At 52.8% G+C, this 17,494-nt stretch carries 22 protein-coding genes; 15 read left to right on the top strand and 7 right to left on the bottom strand.

Annotation, left to right across the window (positions count from 1 at the left end; translation table 11 throughout):
* Positions 1-2: 2 nt before the first annotated feature.
* Complete coding sequence (gene crp, locus ACLJR2_RS03610; protein WP_000242758.1) at positions 3-635, bottom strand: cAMP-activated global transcriptional regulator CRP; 633 nt, start codon at positions 633-635, stop codon at positions 3-5.
* Positions 636-942: 307 nt separating this feature from the next.
* Here crp and ACLJR2_RS03605 point away from each other — a divergent pair, with 307 nt between their 5' ends.
* The gene (locus ACLJR2_RS03605) at positions 943-1,347 is read left to right on the top strand and encodes an OsmC family protein (RefSeq protein ID WP_001148919.1); all 405 of its coding nucleotides are present in this window, start codon (positions 943-945) and stop codon (positions 1,345-1,347) included.
* Between the two features lie 95 nt (positions 1,348-1,442).
* Here ACLJR2_RS03605 and ACLJR2_RS03600 read toward each other — a convergent pair whose 3' ends face one another.
* Genes ACLJR2_RS03600 through ACLJR2_RS03590 form a run of 3 tightly spaced genes read right to left on the bottom strand, consistent with a single transcriptional unit; the run spans position 1,443 to position 3,646 of the window.
* Positions 1,443-2,312 (bottom strand): phosphoribulokinase, encoded by an 870-nt coding sequence (locus ACLJR2_RS03600; protein ID WP_001274690.1) that lies wholly within the window; start codon positions 2,310-2,312, stop codon positions 1,443-1,445.
* Positions 2,313-2,363: 51 nt separating this feature from the next.
* A complete protein-coding gene (locus ACLJR2_RS03595; protein ID WP_000586568.1) occupies positions 2,364-2,582 on the bottom strand; it encodes a YheU family protein in 219 nt (72 codons plus the stop codon).
* Positions 2,579-3,646, bottom strand: a complete 1,068-nt coding sequence (locus ACLJR2_RS03590; protein WP_001214116.1) for a hydrolase — start codon at positions 3,644-3,646, stop codon at positions 2,579-2,581. The genes ACLJR2_RS03595 and ACLJR2_RS03590 overlap by 4 nt, the downstream gene beginning before the upstream one ends.
* A 197-nt stretch (positions 3,647-3,843) precedes the next feature.
* Between ACLJR2_RS03590 and ACLJR2_RS03585 the strand changes: the two genes are divergently transcribed.
* A complete protein-coding gene (locus ACLJR2_RS03585; protein ID WP_000047690.1) occupies positions 3,844-4,155 on the top strand; it encodes a monooxygenase in 312 nt (103 codons plus the stop codon).
* A 1-nt stretch (position 4,156) separates the two neighbouring features.
* Here the strand turns inward: ACLJR2_RS03585 and ACLJR2_RS03580 are convergent, their stop codons facing one another.
* Positions 4,157-4,378 carry a LysR family transcriptional regulator gene (locus tag ACLJR2_RS03580; RefSeq protein WP_001054026.1) on the bottom strand — a complete coding sequence of 74 codons (222 nt, stop codon included), beginning with the start codon at positions 4,376-4,378 and terminating at the stop codon, positions 4,157-4,159.
* Positions 4,379-4,540: 162 nt separating this feature from the next.
* A complete protein-coding gene (locus tag ACLJR2_RS03575; protein ID WP_000634754.1) occupies positions 4,541-6,448 on the bottom strand; it encodes an ABC transporter ATP-binding protein in 1,908 nt (635 codons plus the stop codon).
* Positions 6,449-6,713: 265 nt separating this feature from the next.
* On the opposite strand from ACLJR2_RS03575, the gene kefG reads away from it, so the two are divergent.
* The 4 genes from kefG to slyD all read left to right on the top strand — a co-directional run bounded on the left by kefG (position 6,714) and on the right by slyD (position 9,966).
* Positions 6,714-7,265 carry a glutathione-regulated potassium-efflux system ancillary protein KefG gene (gene kefG, locus ACLJR2_RS03570; protein WP_000081820.1) on the top strand — a complete coding sequence of 184 codons (552 nt, stop codon included), beginning with the start codon at positions 6,714-6,716 and terminating at the stop codon, positions 7,263-7,265.
* Positions 7,265-9,070 carry a glutathione-regulated potassium-efflux system protein KefB gene (kefB, locus tag ACLJR2_RS03565; RefSeq protein WP_001533866.1) on the top strand — a complete coding sequence of 602 codons (1,806 nt, stop codon included), beginning with the start codon at positions 7,265-7,267 and terminating at the stop codon, positions 9,068-9,070. Before kefG ends, kefB begins: the two co-directional genes overlap by 1 nt.
* Positions 9,071-9,080: 10 nt before the next feature.
* A complete protein-coding gene (locus ACLJR2_RS03560; RefSeq protein ID WP_001007735.1) occupies positions 9,081-9,281 on the top strand; it encodes a YheV family putative zinc ribbon protein in 201 nt (66 codons plus the stop codon).
* Positions 9,282-9,375: 94 nt separating this feature from the next.
* Positions 9,376-9,966, top strand: a complete 591-nt coding sequence (gene slyD / locus ACLJR2_RS03555; RefSeq protein ID WP_000861341.1) for a peptidylprolyl isomerase — start codon at positions 9,376-9,378, stop codon at positions 9,964-9,966.
* Positions 9,967-10,154: 188 nt separating this feature from the next.
* Here slyD and ACLJR2_RS03550 read toward each other — a convergent pair whose 3' ends face one another.
* A complete protein-coding gene (locus tag ACLJR2_RS03550) occupies positions 10,155-10,373 on the bottom strand; it encodes a protein SlyX (RefSeq protein WP_001152701.1) in 219 nt (72 codons plus the stop codon).
* A 219-nt stretch (positions 10,374-10,592) separates the two neighbouring features.
* Here ACLJR2_RS03550 and fkpA point away from each other — a divergent pair, with 219 nt between their 5' ends.
* The 9 genes from fkpA to ACLJR2_RS03505 all read left to right on the top strand — a co-directional run.
* Positions 10,593-11,411, top strand: a complete 819-nt coding sequence (gene fkpA, locus ACLJR2_RS03545) for an FKBP-type peptidyl-prolyl cis-trans isomerase (protein WP_000838225.1) — start codon at positions 10,593-10,595, stop codon at positions 11,409-11,411.
* 276 nt (positions 11,412-11,687) lie between these two features.
* A complete protein-coding gene (locus ACLJR2_RS03540; protein ID WP_000091471.1) occupies positions 11,688-12,410 on the top strand; it encodes a transcriptional regulator in 723 nt (240 codons plus the stop codon).
* Positions 12,410-12,796, top strand: a complete 387-nt coding sequence (gene tusD, locus ACLJR2_RS03535) for a sulfurtransferase complex subunit TusD (RefSeq protein ID WP_001268016.1) — start codon at positions 12,410-12,412, stop codon at positions 12,794-12,796. Before ACLJR2_RS03540 ends, tusD begins: the two co-directional genes overlap by 1 nt.
* Positions 12,796-13,152 carry a sulfurtransferase complex subunit TusC gene (tusC, locus tag ACLJR2_RS03530; protein WP_000820705.1) on the top strand — a complete coding sequence of 119 codons (357 nt, stop codon included), beginning with the start codon at positions 12,796-12,798 and terminating at the stop codon, positions 13,150-13,152. The genes tusD and tusC overlap by 1 nt, the downstream gene beginning before the upstream one ends.
* 7 nt (positions 13,153-13,159) lie before the next feature.
* On the top strand, positions 13,160-13,447 hold the full coding sequence (tusB, locus tag ACLJR2_RS03525) for a sulfurtransferase complex subunit TusB (RefSeq protein WP_000903397.1): 288 nt from the start codon (positions 13,160-13,162) through the stop codon (positions 13,445-13,447).
* Positions 13,448-13,572: 125 nt separating this feature from the next.
* Complete coding sequence (gene rpsL / locus ACLJR2_RS03520) at positions 13,573-13,947, top strand: 30S ribosomal protein S12 (protein WP_000246815.1); 375 nt, start codon at positions 13,573-13,575, stop codon at positions 13,945-13,947.
* 95 nt (positions 13,948-14,042) lie between these two features.
* Entirely contained in the window at positions 14,043-14,513 is a 471-nt protein-coding gene (gene rpsG / locus ACLJR2_RS03515) for a 30S ribosomal protein S7 (protein WP_001138042.1), read from the top strand.
* A gap of 96 nt (positions 14,514-14,609) precedes the next feature.
* Positions 14,610-16,724 (top strand): elongation factor G, encoded by a 2,115-nt coding sequence (fusA, locus tag ACLJR2_RS03510; protein WP_000124693.1) that lies wholly within the window; start codon positions 14,610-14,612, stop codon positions 16,722-16,724.
* Positions 16,725-16,795: 71 nt separating this feature from the next.
* A partial coding sequence (locus ACLJR2_RS03505; protein ID WP_023181209.1) for an elongation factor Tu occupies positions 16,796-17,494 on the top strand: 699 nt, incomplete at its 3' end.

Genomic DNA, 17,494 nt, shown 5'->3' with positions numbered 1-17,494 from the left:
AATTAACGGGTGCCGTAGACGACGATGGTCTTGCCATGCGCGGAGATCAGGTTTTGATCTTCCAGCATTTTCAAAATACGACCAACGGTTTCGCGGGAGCAGCCGACGATCTGGCCGATTTCCTGACGGGTGATTTTGATCTGCATCCCATCCGGGTGCGTCATGGCATCGGGCTGTTTCGCCAGATTCAGCAGCGTCTGAGCGATACGCCCGGTGACGTCAAGGAAGGCGAGGTTACCTACTTTTTCAGAGGTGACTTGTAAGCGACGAGCCATCTGGGAAGAGAGGCGCATCAGAATATCCGGGTTGACCTGGATTAATTGGCGAAATTTTTTGTAGGAAATTTCAGCGACCTCACATGCGGTTTTCGCACGTACCCAGGCGCTGCGTTCCTGACCTTCTTCAAACAGGCCCAGTTCACCAATAAAATCACCCTGATTCAGATAAGAAAGGATCATTTCTTTCCCTTCTTCATCTTTGATCAGCACTGCCACGGAGCCTTTAACGATGTAGTACAGCGTTTCTGCTTTTTCACCCTGGTGAATCAGCGTGCTCTTTGACGGGTACTTATGAATGTGGCAATGAGACAAGAACCATTCAAGAGTCGGGTCTGTTTGCGGTTTGCCAAGCACCATGCGCGGTTATCCTCTGTTATAAGCTGTCTCCAGAGCCAGAAAACGGCACTGTCTCTGGGGTTGCAAAAATATACTTCCCGCTACCTGGGAAGGGGGCTACGAAAATAGATTGTAGCCTGTAATGTGATGTCCTCTGCATACATGCAGTACGTCAATGTATTACTGTAGCATCTTGTCTGTTTTAGCATAGCTTTCGCCGTGTGTCTCCTGGTGTCTCGCTTCAGCATGACCCAGGTCGCCTTCCATTGCGAGTTTTGTTGTATGCGCGTAATCTTTCAGGAAAATTGAAACATTGGAGTTACGAAATATGCAAGCGCGTGTAAAGTGGGTTGAAGGGCTCACGTTCCTCGGAGAGTCCTCCTCCGGCCACCAGATTTTAATGGATGGTAACTCCGGTGACAAAGCGCCGAGTCCGATGGAGATGGTATTAATGGCGGCTGGCGGATGTAGCGCTATTGATGTGGTATCAATCCTGCAAAAGGGCCGTCAGAATGTCACCAACTGCGAAGTGAAGCTGACATCCGAGCGCCGGGAAGACGCGCCGCGCCTGTTTACGCACATTAATCTGCATTTTATCGTTACCGGCAGCGATCTGAAAGAGGCTGCCGTCGCGCGCGCTGTCGATCTCTCCGCGGAAAAATATTGCTCGGTGGCGCTAATGCTGGAAAAAGCGGTCAATATTACCCATTCGTATGAAGTGATTGCGGCGTAACATGTGATGCCGGATGGCGGCGTGGCTTTATCCGGCCTACCCGTTTTTATCTCGTAGGCCCGATAAGCGTAGCGCCATCGGGCATTTCACCGCGGTTATTCGATTTTTTTGCCTTCCATTAATCGCTGCACCAGCGGCAACATAATCAGCTCCATCGCCAGCCCCATTTTGCCGCCCGGCACCACTAATGTATTAATGTGAGAAATGAACGAGCCCTGGAGCATCGCCAGGAGCCAGGGAAAATCGATCCCTTCCAGATTGCGGAAATGGATCACCACAAAACTCTCATCCAGCGAGGGAATACCCTTTGCGGCGAACGGATTGGACGTGTCGACGGTCGGTACGCGCTGGAAGTTGATATGGGTACGCGAGAACTGCGGCGTAATGTAATTGATGTAGTCGTCCATGGAACGCACCACGGAATCCATCACCGCTTCACGGGAGTGCCCGCGCTCGCTGGTGTCGCGAATCAGTTTCTGAATCCACTCGAGGTTGACGATAGGCACCACGCCAACCAACAGATCAACATGACGCGCGACATCATGTTGCGGGGTGACGACGCCGCCGTGCAGTCCTTCATAAAACAGCACATCGGTCGGTTCGGGAAGCGGCTGCCAGGGCGTAAACGTGCCGGGAACCTGATTCCACGGTACGGCTTCATCATAGGTATGCAGATATTTACGCGACTGGCCTTTACCCGTCTGCCCGTACTCAATAAAGGTATGTTCCAGTAGGCTGAAGTCATTGGCTTCAGGCCCGAAATAGCTGATATGCCGCCCGGCGTCACGCGCTTTGCGGATCGCCATATCCATTTCCGGGCGGGTGTAACGATGAAAACTGTCGCCTTCCACCTCGGCGGCGTGCAGATTTAACTGCGCGAAAATTTTACGAAACGCGAGGCTGGTGGTGGTGGTCCCCGCGCCGCTTGACCCTGTTACTGCTATCACCGGATGTTTGGCTGACATGGCAACTCCATGATTGAGCTTTAGTAATAATGTATTGTCGGCAAAGGCGTTTTATTCGCGAAACTGCTTTTTCGGCATAATATTGACCGTTTCATGTAATTCAGACCATACCAGCACGGCCTCGCCGGATTGCAGTTGGCGTTTTACGTCAGCGACTTTTTGTTCAAGCGAACGTTCATGTTCACCATAATCGGTGCCTTCGCGCAACACAAAGCTTTCGATCAGGTTGTCCAGCGTGTCGGGGGCGAGCCCCTGCCAGGGAATGATCATGATGACGCCTCCAGGTACGTTGTCAGCCAGTCAGGAATTCGGCGTTCCAGCCACATTTCAGGGCGCAGCGGCGTACCGCCGATAAATCCTACGTGTCCGCCATGCTCAGTTAGCTGATACTCCACCTGCGGGGGCAGATCTTCCGCTTTAGGGATCACATGATGATCCATAAACGGATCGTCTTTAGCGTGAATAATCAGCGTCGGTTTAGCAATCTGGTTAAGCAACGGCATGGCGCTACACTGACGATAGTAGTCGATGGCGTCGGCAAAGCCGTGAATTTTCGCGGTGATCAGGTCGTCAAACTCGCGAATTCGGCGCATTGATTTCAGTTGCGCCAGATTCACCGGCAGCGACCCGGGATACGCCGCCAGCTTGCGTGACGCATTCGCTTTTAACAGATTAAGCAAATAACGCTGATAGACGCGGGAAAACCCTTTGTCCATGTGGTAGCTACAGGCTTCGAGAACAAAGGGCGCAGAAACAATCACCGCCGCCTCGATGGGAATATCGCGGCCTTCTTTCGCCAGCAGGCACGCCAGCATATTACCGCCGAGCGAATAGCCCACGGCGGCTGTCGGAACGGTGCCGAACTCCCGCTGTAGCCAGCGTAAAAACCAGGCTCCGTCCTCCGTTTCACCGGAGTGGTAAATACGATTCAGACGGTTGGGTTCGCCGCTACAGCCGCGAAAGTGCATCACCACGCCCAGCCAGCCGCGCTTTTGCGCCGCCTCAATCAGCCCGTGGGCATAGGGGCTGTTCAGGCTGCCTTCCAGACCGTGAAAGACCACCAGCCGCGGTTTATGCTTTGCCTGTTGCGGTTCTTCGCTCCATGCCAGATCGACAAAATCGCCGTCCGGTAGCTCCAGCCGCTGCCAGTGGGCGTTGAACTTCACTTTGCGGCGGATTAAGCGCGGCAGCATAGTTTGTAAATGGCGATTACGAATGCCACGCATGGGAATAAATTCATGCGAGTCATTGACAGGCGGGGTCATTTCTGTGGACGTGATCTCAACCATAGCACCAGAACAATTGATAATTGGAAACAATACTATACCGCGCATAAGGTTCACAGATTAGTCAATATGTGATTTTACGTTCAATTGGTCGTCTGGCGAAATAAAATTGCGCCTCATTTCACCAGCGGGGGCGGTATGCAAGGCGCGCGCAATACCCCACAGAAATCGCGTGAACCTCTGCATCAGCCGAATTAATCGTGGTAGTGTGGCAACACGATAGTTATGTGACTCAAGGAGAAGGCATGTCGAAAACACTTTTACAGATCCATTTTAACTTTAGCGGCCCTTTTGGCGAGGAGATGACTCAGCAACTGGTCGGGCTGGCGGAGTCTATCAATGAGGAGCCGGGCTTCATCTGGAAAATCTGGACAGAAAGCGAGAAAAACCAGCAAGCTGGCGGCATTTACTTGTTTGAATCCGAAGAAACGGCGCAGGCTTATATTAAGAAACACACTGCGCGTCTGAAAAATCTTGGCGTTGATGAGGTGACGTTTACATTATTTGGCGTGAACGACGCGCTGACGAAAATAAATCACGGCAACCTTTGCCGCTAAATCACATAACGCAGGCTTCTGTTCCGGTGCTGCCGACCGCAACGGTAGTCTTTATACCGGGGCGAGTACCGAAGAGGCCTTTATGGACGAACAGCGGACCACGAACGTTCTCTTCCAGCGTGTGCAGCGCCTCGGCGGTGCGGGCGATGTTACCCTTCTCCACAAACATCATGAAGATGGTGAGCTTGCGGAAGGTAATGTCATCGGTGATTGACAGGTTCATCGTCCGCCCCGTGCGTTAGAGCCTATCCCAGTAGGCGTAATTGTTGAAGCCAGTTTGGGGCCGGACAGCGCGCAGAAACCGGAGCGTACACATAGTACGTGAGGATTTCGAGCACTGCCCGGCCCTAAAATGGCGAATAAAATAGCCTAATGGGATAGGCTCTTAGTCGTTCTGCATCATCTGCTCAAGCTGCTCCTGCGCCTCAAGCCAGGCCATTTCACACGCTTCCAGCCCGGATTTGGCGCTGGCCTGCAGTTGCAGACACTCGGTCATCTCCGCTTTACGGCTGGGGTCATACAGGCTGCTGTCGCCGAGCTTCTCTTCCGCCTGCGCTAACTGGGCGTTGAGCTTTTCCATCTCTTTTTCCAGACGGGTAATCTCTTTACGCAGCGGCTGCGTCAGAGTGCGTAGCTCGGCTTCGCGACGCTTCTGATCTTTGCGTGACTGGGCGCTGTTGGCGTTGTTTTCCTTCGGCGCGTCGTCGGCCTGGTTTTCCTGCTTCTGCACGTCGCTCAGCCACTGCTGATAATCCTCCAGGTCGCCGTCGAACGGCTCGACCTTTTTGTCGTGAACCAGATAGAGGTCGTCAGTGGTGGAGCGAATCAGGTGGCGGTCGTGCGACACGACGACCAATGCGCCTTCAAAATCAATCAGCGCTTCGGTGAGCGCCTGACGCATGTCGAGATCCAGGTGGTTGGTCGGTTCATCGAGCAGCAGCAGGTTTGGACGCTGCCAGACGATCAGCGCCAGCACCAGACGCGCTTTCTCGCCGCCAGAGAAGCGTTGCGTCTCTTCCGTTACTTTGTCGCCCTGGAAACCGAAGCCGCCGAGATAGTCGCGCAGCTTCTGCTCCAGTTCCTGCGGCGCCAGACGCGCCATATGTTGCAACGGGGATTCATCCGCGCGCAGGAACTCCAACTGGTGCTGGGCGAAGTAGCCGAGCTTAATGCCTTTGGCGAGGCCGATTTCACCGTGCAACGGTTCCAGTTCGCCCGCCAGCAGCTTGATCAGCGTCGATTTCCCCGCGCCGTTGCGGCCCAGCAGGCCGATACGCGAGCCGGGCACCAGGTTCAGCTTGATGGATTCCAGAATGATGCGATCGCCATAACCTGCGCTGACTTTTTCCATCTTCAGCAGCGGGTTCGGCAGGCTTTCCGGCGCGCGGAAGCTGAAATGGAACGGGTTGTCGACATGAGCCGGGGCAATCAACTCCATACGCTCCAGCATCTTGATACGGCTTTGCGCCTGCTTGGCCTTGGTCGCTTTGGCGCGGAAACGGTCGATGTAGCTTTGCAGATGCGCCACACGCTCCTGCTGACTCTCATACATCGCCTGCTGCTGCGCCAGGCGCGTGGCGCGCTGAACTTCAAACGCGCTGTAGTTACCGGTGTACTCGAACAGAGTCTGCTGTTCGATATGGATAATTTTATCCACTATCGGGTCAAGAAAATCGCGATCGTGGGAGATCAGAATCAGGGTGCCTGGATAGCTCTTCAGCCATTTTTCCAGCCAGATAACGGCATCCAGATCGAGGTGGTTGGTCGGTTCGTCGAGCAGCAGTAAATCGGAACGGCAAATCAGCGCCTGGGCCAGATTAAGGCGCATCCGCCAGCCGCCGGAAAAGTCGCTGACCGGACGTTCCAGCTGATCGTTAGAGAAGCCGAGGCCGTGTAACAGGCTGGCGGCGCGCGAGCGAACGGTCCATGCGTCGATGGCGTCCAGCTTACCGTGTATGGAGGCGATAGCATGCCCGTCGTTACGTTCGTTGGCGTCGTTAAGCTGCGCCTCCAGATGCCGGTATTCACGGTCGCCGTCAATGACATACTCAATCGCTGGCTGAGGCAACGCAGGTGTTTCCTGATTCACCCACGCTAATTGCCAGGTTCCGGGCAGGGTAAAACTCCCGGCATCGGCGCTGATTTCATTTTTTAGCAATGCCAGCAGGGTAGATTTACCGCAGCCGTTTTTACCCACTAGGCCGACTTTCTGGCCTGGATTAATGGTAGCCGAGGCATTGTCCAGTAGGACGCGCACGCCGCGACGAATTTGTAACGAGGAGAAAACAATCATAAGGCGCCGTATGTTCAGACTATGTTAATTTATCATTATGATAATGTAATATTCGGGCGTACCGCCGCGCTGGAGCGCAATGGTAGCTCAAAACAACAACGATACACAAAATCATTCAGGCCGCCTTTGGTGAGGGACAAGAATATCTCTCATTAATCCCCAGCGGCGGACATAGAGTACGTTCCTGAGTTGACCAAACGCTATCAACGTAGAAGCGGCCTGAAGAATGGCATGTATCGACCCAAAACAACCGGGAGGGGGATTGATGTCTCAGCCAGCGAAAGTCTTGCTGTTGTATGCCCATCCGGAATCTCAGGACTCGGTTGCTAACCGGGTACTGCTTAAACCGGCCATACAGCACAATAACGTAACCGTGCACGATCTTTATGCGCGCTATCCTGATTTTTTTATCGATACGCCCTATGAACAAGCCCTGTTACGTGAGCACGACGTCATTGTTTTTCAGCATCCCCTTTACACCTATAGCTGTCCGGCTTTACTGAAAGAATGGCTTGATCGCGTTTTGAGTCGGGGGTTCGCCAGCGGACCAGGGGGAAACCAACTGGTGGGAAAGTACTGGCGTAGCGTGATTACGACCGGCGAGCCGGAGAGCGCTTATCGGTATGACGCGCTAAACCGCTATCCAATGAGCGATGTACTCCGCCCCTTTGAACTGACCGCGGCCATGTGCCGGATGCACTGGATGCCGCCCATTATTGTGTACTGGGCGCGCCGCCAGTCGCCGCAGACGCTGGCCAGTCATGCGAAAGCCTATGGCGAGTGGCTGGCGAATCCTGTGAGCGCGGGAGGCTATTGATGGAAGGTGCTGATTTATTGACCGCGGGAGTGTTGTTCCTCTTCGCGGCGGTGGCGGCGGTGCCGTTAGCCGCCAGGCTGGGCATCGGCGCGGTATTAGGGTATTTGCTGGCGGGAATCGCCATCGGTCCGTGGGGGCTGGGATTTATCAGCGATGTTGACGAGATCCTGCACTTTTCCGAACTGGGCGTCGTGTTTCTGATGTTTATCATTGGTCTCGAACTCAATCCGTCCCGGCTTTGGCAACTGCGGCGCTCTATCTTCGGCGTCGGCGCTGCTCAGGTGCTGTTAAGCGCGGCGGTGCTGGCGGGATTATTGATGCTTGCTGATTTCTTATGGCAGGCGGCGGTCGTCGGCGGGATTGGCCTGGCGATGTCTTCGACGGCGATGGCGCTACAACTGATGCGCGAGAAAGGCATGAACCGTAGCGAGTCCGGGCAGTTAGGGTTTTCCGTCTTACTGTTTCAGGATTTAGCGGTGATCCCCGCGCTGGCGTTGGTGCCTTTGTTGGCGGGATCGGCCGACGAGCATTTCGACTGGTTTAAAGTGGCAATGAAGGTACTGGCTTTCGCGGTAATGCTGATTGGCGGTCGTTACCTGTTGCGCCCGGTATTTCGTTTTATTGCTGCGTCCGGCGTGCGGGAGGTCTTCACTGCCGCGACGCTGTTGCTGGTGTTGAGCGCCGCCTTATTTATGGATGCGCTGGGACTGTCGATGGCCCTGGGAACCTTCATTGCCGGCGTTTTACTGGCAGAGAGCGAATACCGGCATGAGCTGGAAAATGCTATCGATCCCTTTAAAGGTTTACTGCTTGGGCTGTTCTTTATCTCCGTCGGTATGTCGCTAAATCTCGGCGTACTTTATACCCATTTACTGTGGGTGGCGGCGAGCGTTGTTATTCTGGTCGTCATAAAAATGCTGACGCTGTATCTGCTGGCGCGGGTATATGGAATAAGAAGTTCTGAACGGATGCAGTTTGCCAGCGTGCTGAGCCAGGGGGGCGAGTTCGCTTTTGTGCTCTTTTCTACCGCCTCTTCTCAGCGCCTGTTTCAGGGCGATCAGATGGCGTTATTATTGGTGACTGTCACATTATCAATGATGACCACGCCGCTACTGATGAAAGGGATTGATAAGTGGTTATCGCGCCGCCTTAACGGCCCGGAAGAGAATGATGAAAAGCCGTGGGTTGAAGATGATAAGCCCCAGGTGATTGTCGTCGGCTTTGGCCGTTTTGGTCAGGTGATCGCTCGCTTATTGATGGCGAATAAGATGCGTATCACCGTGCTGGAACGCGATATCGGCGCCGTTAATCTGATGCGCAAATATGGTTATAAAGTGTATTACGGCGACGCTACACAAGTCGAGCTGCTGCGTTCTGCGGGCGCGGAAGCGGCGGAGTCGATAGTCATGACGTGTAATGAACCGGAAGACACGATGAAGCTGGTGGCGCTGTGTCAGCAGCATTTTCCTCATCTGCATATTCTTGCGCGAGCGCGTGGACGTGTGGAGGCCCATGAGTTATTACAGGCTGGCGTCACGCAGTTTTCCCGTGAAACGTTTTCCAGCGCGCTGGAATTGGGACGTAAAACTCTGGTGTCGTTAGGTATGCATCCGCATCAGGCGCAACGCGCGCAGTTGCATTTTCGCCGGCTGGATATGCGAATGTTGCGGGAGCTGATCCCGGAGCATAGCGACATGGTACAGATTTCGCGCGCCAGAGAGGCCCGACGCGAACTGGAGGAGATTTTTCAGCGCGAAATGCAACAGGAACGGCGCCAGTTGGATGGCTGGGATGAATTTGAGTAGGGGTAAAACAATGGCAATCCGTAAACGTTTTATTGCAGGCGCGAAATGTCCGGCCTGTCAGGCGCAGGATACAATGGCGATGTGGCGTGAAAATAATGTCGATATTGTTGAATGCGTTAAGTGCGGGCATCAAATGCGGGAAGCGGATAAAGACGTCCGCGAGCATGTTCGCAAAGAAGAGCAAGTGATCGGGATTTTTCATCCGGACTAGCGATATGCCGCAGGTTTTTTTAAGCTAAGGGGTACACGGCTGCAGAATTCCGCTACAATCTGCGCCACTATTCTTCCCATGCTCAGGAGATATCATGAAAGTAGCAAAAGACCTGGTGGTCAGCCTGGCCTATCAGGTACGTACAGAAGACGGTGTGTTGGTTGATGAGTCTCCGGTGAGTGCGCCGCTGGATTACCTGCACGGTCACGGCTCCCTGATCTCTGGTCTGGAAACCGCGCTGGAAGGCCATGAAGTTGGCGACAAATTTGATGTCGCTGTTGGCGCGAACGACGCTTACGGCCAGTATGACGAAAATCTGGTGCAGCGTGTGCCTAAAGACGTCTTTATGGGCGTTGATGAACTGCAGGTAGGGATGCGTTTCCTGGCGGAAACCGACCAGGGCCCGGTACCGGTAGAGATTACCGAAGTGGAAGACGATCACGTTGTGGTTGATGGTAACCACATGCTGGCGGGCCAGAATCTGAAATTTAACGTAGAAGTTGTTGCGATTCGTGAAGCGACTGAAGAAGAACTGGCCCACGGTCATGTTCACGGCGCGCACGATCACCACCACGATCACGGTGAAGACGGCTGCTGTGGCGGTCATGGTCATGACCATGGTCACGAGCACGGCGGCGAAGGCTGCTGCGGTGGTGGTGGTAAAGGCGGCTGCGGTTGCCATTAATCCCCGTCGTCTTTCAAGCCACCGCGGTGTTGGCTACGCTTTCAAACCCCGGTCACATAGTTATCTATGTTCCCGGGGAATTTTCAAGCTTGCCGCCTTGCTGTGGCTCGAAATCCTTAGGGTATTATCATTGGTTCGATAAATCATCGGGCACAAAAAAAGCGGGTTAACCCCGCTTTTTTTTCGTCTCAATAATGCGGCGGCGGCGTTTCTTCTGCCTGAGAGGCGATATTTGACGGCTGACTGGCTTTTAACTTTTCCGTGAGCAAACGCAGATGATCGCGCAGCTTCGCCATCTCCATTTCATGTGCGGTTACCGTCAGGTTTAGTTCTTCTATGGTAATCTCCTGGAACGCCAGACGGCTTTCCAGTTCAGCCAGACGAGCTTCCATCGTGATATCCTGCATGATGTACCTCTTTATGTTGTCTCCGTCGGCGGATTCTACTTAACTTTACCGGCTTTCACAGCAACCATTACGCGCCCTACGAAACTAATTTAAACAAAAAGAGTCTGAAAAGAAGTGATAATAGGGCGTGTTCGTATGTTGATTTGTTCTGCAACGATTTATAGTACGCTTCTTACGTAAGTTAACATGGGGCGAGATGCCCCGGCCCTGGAGATATGGATGAAATCACTGTTTAAAGCCACGCTGCTGGCAACGACGATGGCCGTTGCTATGCACGCACCGATCACTTTTGCTGCTGATGCGGCGAAACCGGCAGCTACCGCTGATAGCAAAGCAGCATTTAAAAACGACGATCAAAAAGCGGCTTATGCGCTGGGCGCCTCGCTGGGTCGTTACATGGAAAATTCGCTTAAAGAGCAGGAAAAGTTGGGCATCAAACTGGATAAAGATCAGTTGATTGCCGGCGTTCAGGATGCCTTTGCCGATAAGAGCAAATTGTCCGATCAGGAAATTGAGCAAACGCTGCAGACGTTTGAAGCACGCGTGAAGAGCGCTGCTCAGGCGAAGATGGAAAAAGACGCTGCCGATAACGAAGCAAAAGGTAAAACGTTCCGCGACGCTTTTGCTAAAGAGAAAGGCGTGAAAACCTCCTCTACCGGTCTGCTTTACAAAGTAGAGAAAGAAGGCACAGGCGAGGCGCCGAAAGATAGCGATACCGTTGTGGTGAACTACAAAGGTACGCTGATCGACGGTAAAGAGTTTGATAACTCTTACACGCGCGGCGAACCGCTCTCCTTCCGTCTGGACGGCGTTATCCCTGGCTGGACTGAAGGCCTGAAAAATATTAAGAAAGGCGGCAAGATCAAGCTGGTTATCCCACCGGCGCTGGCCTACGGTAAAACGGGCGTTCCGGGTATCCCGGCGAACTCCACCCTGGTATTCGACGTAGAGCTGCTGGATATCAAACCAGCGCCGAAAGCGGATGCTAAACCTGCCGATGCGGCTGACGCTAAAGCCGCAGATGCTGCTAAAAAATAAAAACTGAGAGCCGCCGCTTGTAATAGCGGCGGTTTTTTTTATTCAGGCCGGATATATTACTCACCATAATTTGATTTGCGGATAACGGCGCTTGCGCTGGTCGTTAAGGGCGAGACCGTAGGCTGAATGTCCGCCAACGCACACGTAGTCTGAAATAGACGAGCAAATTAGTACTGGAAAGATGAACCCTCACTGTATTAATTTAATCATCCGCGTAAATAATGAGCCTGCCCTGAAAACATAACGACAGGCTCCTGAAAAGGAGTGTTTTTTTTCATGTCCAGGTCGCTTTTAACCAACGAAACCAGTGAACTTGATTTGCTGGATCAGCGTCCCTTCGAGCAAACCGACTTCGATATTCTGAAATCCTACGAAGCGGTAGTGGACGGGTTAGCGATGCTTATAGGTTCCCATTGTGAAATCGTATTGCACTCTTTGCAGGATCTAAAATGTTCAGCCATTCGTATTGCCAATGGCGAACATACGGGCCGTAAAATTGGCTCGCCGATTACCGACCTGGCGTTGCGTATGTTGCACGACATGACAGGGGCGGACAGTAGCGTGTCGAAATGCTATTTCACGCGCGCGAAAAGCGGTGTCTTGATGAAGTCGTTGACGATTGCCATTCGCAACCGCGAGCAGCGCGTCATTGGTCTACTGTGCATCAACATGAATCTTGATGTGCCATTTTCACAGATTATGAATACCTTTATTCCGCCGGAAACGCCGGAAGTCGGCTCAGCGGTTAATTTTGCCTCCTCAGTCGAAGATTTAGTCACCCAGACGCTGGAGTTCACGATCGAAGAAGTGAATGCCGATCGTAATGTCTCTAACAATGCGAAAAATCGTCAGATCGTCCTTAACTTGTACGAAAAAGGCATTTTCGATATTAAAGACGCCATTAATCAGGTAGCCGATCGTCTGAATATCTCAAAACACACGGTTTACCTCTATATTCGCCAGTTCAAAAGCGGCGATTTTCAGGGGCAGGATAAATAATGCGTTATGCCATTATGGTCACCGGGCCGGCATATGGCACCCAGCAGTCCAGCAGCGCATTGCAGTTCGCCCACGCGCTGCTCAATGAGGGGCATGAGTTAGCCAGCGTCTTTTTCTATCGGGAAGGGGTCTATAACGCCAATCTCCTGACCTCGCCGGCGAGCGATGAATATGATCTGGTACGCGCCTGGCAGAAATTGAATACGCAGCATGGCGTAGCGCTGAACATCTGTGTCGCGGCGGCGCTTCGTCGCGGTATTATTGATGAAACTGAAGCCGGCAGACTGGCGTTGCCGTCCGCCAATCTTCAGCCGGGCTTTACGCTAAGCGGCCTGGGCGCGCTGGCGGAGGCATCTCTCACCTGCGATCGGGTGGTGCAGTTTTAATGAAACGTATTGCATTTGTCTTTTCCACCGCGCCGCACGGCAGCGCCTCAGGCCGTGAAGGACTGGATGCGCTGCTGGCGACGTCAGCGCTAACGGAAGCGCTGGGCGTCTTTTTTATCAGCGACGGCGTCTTTCAGTTATTACCGGGACAAAAACCAGACGCTGTGCTGGCGCGTGACTATATTGCTACTTTCAAGCTCTTTGATTTGTACGATATTGATCAATGCTGGATCTGCGCGGCATCGCTGCGCGAGCGTGGTCTGGAGAACGTTAATTTTGTGGTAGACGCCACGCCGCTGGAACCCGTGGCGTTACGCCGCGAGCTTGGCAACTATGATGTCATCCTGAGATTCTGAGGCGTTTATGCTGCATACCTTACCTCATTGCGCTTCGGGCGTTGATTTTCCCGCTTTGCTGCGCCTGCTAAAAGAGGGCGATGCGCTTTTGTTGCTCCAGGATGGCGTTACCGTCGCGATTGAAGGTAACCGCTTCCTTGAAAGTCTGCGCGATGCCCACATAACAGTCTATGCCTTGAAAGAAGACATTGACGCCCGCGGCCTGGGTGGTCAAATTTCAGACAGTGTCGTCAGGGTTGACTATACTGAGTTTGTCAGACTCACGGTTAAGTATGCCAACCAGATGGCCTGGTGATGGCGGGATCGTTGTATATTTCTTGACACCTTTTCGACACCGCCCTAAAATTCGGCGTCCTCATATTGTGTGAGGGCGTTTTATTACGTGTTTACGAAGCAAAAGCTAAAACCAGGAGCTATTTAATGGCAACAGTTAACCAGCTGGTACGCAAACCACGTGCTCGCAAAGTTGCGAAAAGCAACGTGCCTGCGCTGGAAGCATGCCCGCAAAAACGTGGCGTATGTACTCGTGTATATACTACCACTCCTAAAAAACCGAACTCCGCACTGCGTAAAGTTTGCCGTGTTCGTCTGACTAACGGTTTTGAAGTGACTTCCTACATCGGTGGTGAAGGTCACAACCTGCAGGAGCACTCCGTGATCCTGATCCGTGGCGGTCGTGTTAAAGACCTCCCGGGTGTTCGTTACCACACCGTTCGTGGCGCGCTTGACTGCTCCGGCGTTAAAGACCGTAAGCAAGCTCGTTCTAAGTACGGCGTGAAGCGTCCTAAGGCTTAATGGTTCTCCGTTAAGTAAGGCCAAACGTTTTAAATTAATGTCAAACTAAACTCGTAGAGTTTTGGACAATCCTGAATTAACAACGGAGTATTTCCATGCCACGTCGTCGCGTCATTGGTCAGCGTAAAATTCTGCCGGATCCGAAGTTCGGATCAGAACTGCTGGCTAAATTTGTCAATATCCTGATGGTAGATGGTAAAAAATCTACTGCAGAATCAATCGTATACAGCGCGCTGGAGACCCTGGCTCAGCGTTCTGGTAAATCTGAACTGGAAGCTTTCGAAGTCGCTCTCGAAAACGTTCGCCCGACTGTAGAAGTTAAATCCCGCCGTGTAGGTGGTTCTACTTATCAGGTACCAGTTGAAGTCCGTCCGGTCCGTCGTAATGCTCTGGCAATGCGTTGGATCGTAGAAGCTGCTCGTAAACGCGGTGATAAATCCATGGCTCTGCGCCTGGCGAACGAACTTTCTGACGCTGCAGACAACAAAGGTACTGCAGTTAAGAAACGTGAAGACGTTCACCGTATGGCAGAAGCCAACAAGGCGTTCGCACACTACCGTTGGTAATCCCTTCGGAGTCATAGTCACCAGGCGGGCGCTTCAGGTAAGTCGCCCGTTTTGGATAACTTAACTGAACGCCTAAAGATATCAACGAGGAATCAAATGGCTCGTACAACACCCATCGCACGCTACCGTAATATCGGTATCAGTGCGCACATCGACGCCGGTAAAACCACTACTACCGAACGTATTCTGTTCTACACCGGTGTAAACCACAAAATCGGTGAAGTTCATGACGGCGCAGCTACCATGGACTGGATGGAGCAGGAGCAGGAGCGTGGTATTACTATCACCTCCGCAGCGACTACTGCATTCTGGTCTGGTATGGCTAAGCAGTATGAACCGCATCGCATCAACATCATCGACACCCCGGGGCACGTTGACTTCACTATCGAAGTAGAACGTTCCATGCGTGTTCTCGATGGTGCGGTAATGGTTTACTGCGCAGTTGGTGGTGTTCAGCCGCAGTCTGAAACCGTATGGCGTCAGGCAAACAAATACAAAGTTCCGCGCATTGCGTTCGTTAACAAAATGGACCGCATGGGCGCGAACTTCCTGAAAGTGGTTGGTCAGATCAAAACCCGTCTGGGCGCGAACCCGGTTCCGCTGCAGCTGGCAATTGGTGCTGAAGAAGGTTTCACCGGCGTTGTTGACCTGGTGAAAATGAAAGCCATCAACTGGAACGATGCCGACCAGGGCGTTACCTTCGAATACGAAGATATCCCGGCTGACATGCAGGACCTGGCTAACGAATGGCACCAGAACCTGATCGAGTCCGCCGCAGAAGCTTCTGAAGAGCTGATGGAAAAATACCTGGGTGGTGAAGAACTGACTGAAGAAGAGATCAAACAAGCTCTGCGTCAGCGCGTTCTGAACAACGAAATCATCCTGGTAACCTGTGGTTCTGCATTCAAGAACAAAGGTGTTCAGGCGATGCTGGATGCGGTAATTGATTACCTGCCATCCCCGGTAGACGTACCTGCGATCAACGGTATTCTGGACGACGGTAAAGATACTCCGGCTGAGCGTCACGCAAGCGACGACGAGCCGTTCTCTGCGCTGGCGTTCAAAATCGCTACCGACCCGTTTGTGGGTAACCTGACCTTCTTCCGTGTGTACTCCGGTGTGGTTAACTCTGGTGATACCGTACTGAACTCCGTGAAAACCGCACGTGAGCGTTTCGGTCGTATCGTTCAGATGCACGCCAACAAACGTGAAGAGATCAAAGAAGTTCGCGCGGGCGACATCGCGGCTGCTATCGGCCTGAAAGACGTGACTACCGGTGACACCCTGTGTGATCCGGAAAACCCGATCATTCTGGAACGTATGGAATTCCCTGAGCCGGTAATCTCCATCGCGGTAGAACCGAAAACCAAAGCTGACCAGGAAAAAATGGGTCTGGCTCTGGGCCGTCTGGCGAAAGAAGACCCGTCATTCCGCGTATGGACTGATGAAGAATCTAACCAGACCATCATCGCTGGTATGGGTGAACTTCACCTGGATATCATCGTTGACCGTATGAAGCGTGAATTCAACGTTGAAGCTAACGTGGGTAAACCTCAGGTTGCTTACCGCGAAGCGATTCGCGCGAAAGTTACCGACATCGAAGGTAAACACGCGAAACAGTCTGGTGGTCGCGGTCAGTATGGTCATGTTGTTATCGACATGTACCCGCTGGAGCCGGGCTCTAACCCGAAAGGTTACGAGTTCATCAACGACATCAAAGGTGGTGTAATTCCTGGCGAATACATCCCGGCCGTTGATAAAGGCATCCAGGAGCAGCTGAAATCTGGCCCGCTGGCGGGTTATCCGGTAGTTGATCTCGGTGTGCGTCTGCACTTCGGTTCTTACCATGACGTTGACTCCTCTGAGCTGGCGTTTAAACTGGCTGCGTCTATCGCCTTTAAAGAAGGCTTTAAGAAAGCAAAACCAGTTCTGCTTGAGCCGATCATGAAGGTTGAAGTAGAAACACCTGAAGAGAATACCGGTGACGTTATCGGCGACCTTAGCCGCCGTCGTGGTATGCTCAAAGGTCAGGAATCTGAAGTTACAGGCGTTAAGATCCACGCTGAAGTACCGCTGTCTGAAATGTTCGGATATGCAACTCAGCTGCGTTCTCTGACCAAAGGTCGCGCATCGTACACTATGGAATTCCTGAAGTATGATGATGCGCCGAACAACGTTGCTCAGGCCGTAATCGAAGCCCGTGGTAAATAAGCCGCAGGGTTAAAAACCAAAATCCCGTGCTCTCTCCTGAAGGGGAGAGCGCTATAGTAAGGAATATAGCCGTGTCTAAAGAAAAATTTGAACGTACAAAACCGCACGTTAACGTCGGCACCATCGGCCACGTTGACCACGGTAAAACTACCCTGACCGCTGCAATCACCACCGTACTGGCTAAAACCTACGGCGGTGCTGCTCGTGCATTCGACCAGATCGATAACGCTCCGGAAGAAAAAGCGCGTGGTATCACCATCAACACTTCTCACGTTGAATACGATACCCCGACCCGCCACTACGCACACGTAGACTGCCCGGGGCACGCCGACTATGTTAAAAACATGATCACCGGTGCTGCTCAGATGGACGGCGCGATCCTGGTTGTTGCTGCGACTGACGGCCCGATGCCGCAGACCCGTGAGCACATCCTGCTGGGTCGTCAGGTAGGCGTTCCGTACATCATCGTGTTCCTGAACAAATGCGACATGGTTGATGACGAAGAGCTGCTGGAACTGGTTGAAATGGAAGTTCGTGAACTTCTGTCTCAGTACGACTTCCCGGGCGACGACACTCCGATCGTTCGTGGTTCTGCTCTGAAAGCGCTGGAAGGCGACGCAGAGTGGGAAGCGAAAATCATCGAACTGGCTGGCTTCCTGGATTCTTACATCCCGGAACCAGAGCGTGCGATTGACAAGCCGTTCCTGCTGCCGATCGAAGACGTATTCTCCATCTCCGGTCGTGGTACCGTTGTTACCGGTCGTGTAGAA

This window comes from Salmonella sp. SAL03688 (assembly GCF_046551895.1).
Lineage (GTDB): Bacteria > Pseudomonadota > Gammaproteobacteria > Enterobacterales > Enterobacteriaceae > Salmonella > Salmonella enterica.
This window is presented reverse-complemented; position numbering and strand designations above follow the sequence as displayed.

What these genes read in the sequence shown, in the direction of transcription:
- crp (WP_000242758.1), bottom strand. Translation starts at nt 635, where the DNA reads ATGGTGCTTGGCAAACCGCAAACAGACCCGACTCTTGAATGGTTCTTG.
- ACLJR2_RS03605 (WP_001148919.1), top strand. Translation starts at nt 943, where the DNA reads ATGCAAGCGCGTGTAAAGTGGGTTGAAGGGCTCACGTTCCTCGGAGAG.
- ACLJR2_RS03600 (WP_001274690.1), bottom strand. Translation starts at nt 2,312, where the DNA reads ATGTCAGCCAAACATCCGGTGATAGCAGTAACAGGGTCAAGCGGCGCG.
- ACLJR2_RS03595 (WP_000586568.1), bottom strand. Translation starts at nt 2,582, where the DNA reads ATGATCATTCCCTGGCAGGGGCTCGCCCCCGACACGCTGGACAACCTG.
- ACLJR2_RS03590 (WP_001214116.1), bottom strand. Translation starts at nt 3,646, where the DNA reads ATGCGCGGTATAGTATTGTTTCCAATTATCAATTGTTCTGGTGCTATG.
- ACLJR2_RS03585 (WP_000047690.1), top strand. Translation starts at nt 3,844, where the DNA reads ATGTCGAAAACACTTTTACAGATCCATTTTAACTTTAGCGGCCCTTTT.
- ACLJR2_RS03580 (WP_001054026.1), bottom strand. Translation starts at nt 4,378, where the DNA reads ATGAACCTGTCAATCACCGATGACATTACCTTCCGCAAGCTCACCATC.
- ACLJR2_RS03575 (WP_000634754.1), bottom strand. Translation starts at nt 6,448, where the DNA reads ATGATTGTTTTCTCCTCGTTACAAATTCGTCGCGGCGTGCGCGTCCTA.
- kefG (WP_000081820.1), top strand. Translation starts at nt 6,714, where the DNA reads ATGTCTCAGCCAGCGAAAGTCTTGCTGTTGTATGCCCATCCGGAATCT.
- kefB (WP_001533866.1), top strand. Translation starts at nt 7,265, where the DNA reads ATGGAAGGTGCTGATTTATTGACCGCGGGAGTGTTGTTCCTCTTCGCG.
- ACLJR2_RS03560 (WP_001007735.1), top strand. Translation starts at nt 9,081, where the DNA reads ATGGCAATCCGTAAACGTTTTATTGCAGGCGCGAAATGTCCGGCCTGT.
- slyD (WP_000861341.1), top strand. Translation starts at nt 9,376, where the DNA reads ATGAAAGTAGCAAAAGACCTGGTGGTCAGCCTGGCCTATCAGGTACGT.
- ACLJR2_RS03550 (WP_001152701.1), bottom strand. Translation starts at nt 10,373, where the DNA reads ATGCAGGATATCACGATGGAAGCTCGTCTGGCTGAACTGGAAAGCCGT.
- fkpA (WP_000838225.1), top strand. Translation starts at nt 10,593, where the DNA reads ATGAAATCACTGTTTAAAGCCACGCTGCTGGCAACGACGATGGCCGTT.
- ACLJR2_RS03540 (WP_000091471.1), top strand. Translation starts at nt 11,688, where the DNA reads ATGTCCAGGTCGCTTTTAACCAACGAAACCAGTGAACTTGATTTGCTG.
- tusD (WP_001268016.1), top strand. Translation starts at nt 12,410, where the DNA reads ATGCGTTATGCCATTATGGTCACCGGGCCGGCATATGGCACCCAGCAG.
- tusC (WP_000820705.1), top strand. Translation starts at nt 12,796, where the DNA reads ATGAAACGTATTGCATTTGTCTTTTCCACCGCGCCGCACGGCAGCGCC.
- tusB (WP_000903397.1), top strand. Translation starts at nt 13,160, where the DNA reads ATGCTGCATACCTTACCTCATTGCGCTTCGGGCGTTGATTTTCCCGCT.
- rpsL (WP_000246815.1), top strand. Translation starts at nt 13,573, where the DNA reads ATGGCAACAGTTAACCAGCTGGTACGCAAACCACGTGCTCGCAAAGTT.
- rpsG (WP_001138042.1), top strand. Translation starts at nt 14,043, where the DNA reads ATGCCACGTCGTCGCGTCATTGGTCAGCGTAAAATTCTGCCGGATCCG.
- fusA (WP_000124693.1), top strand. Translation starts at nt 14,610, where the DNA reads ATGGCTCGTACAACACCCATCGCACGCTACCGTAATATCGGTATCAGT.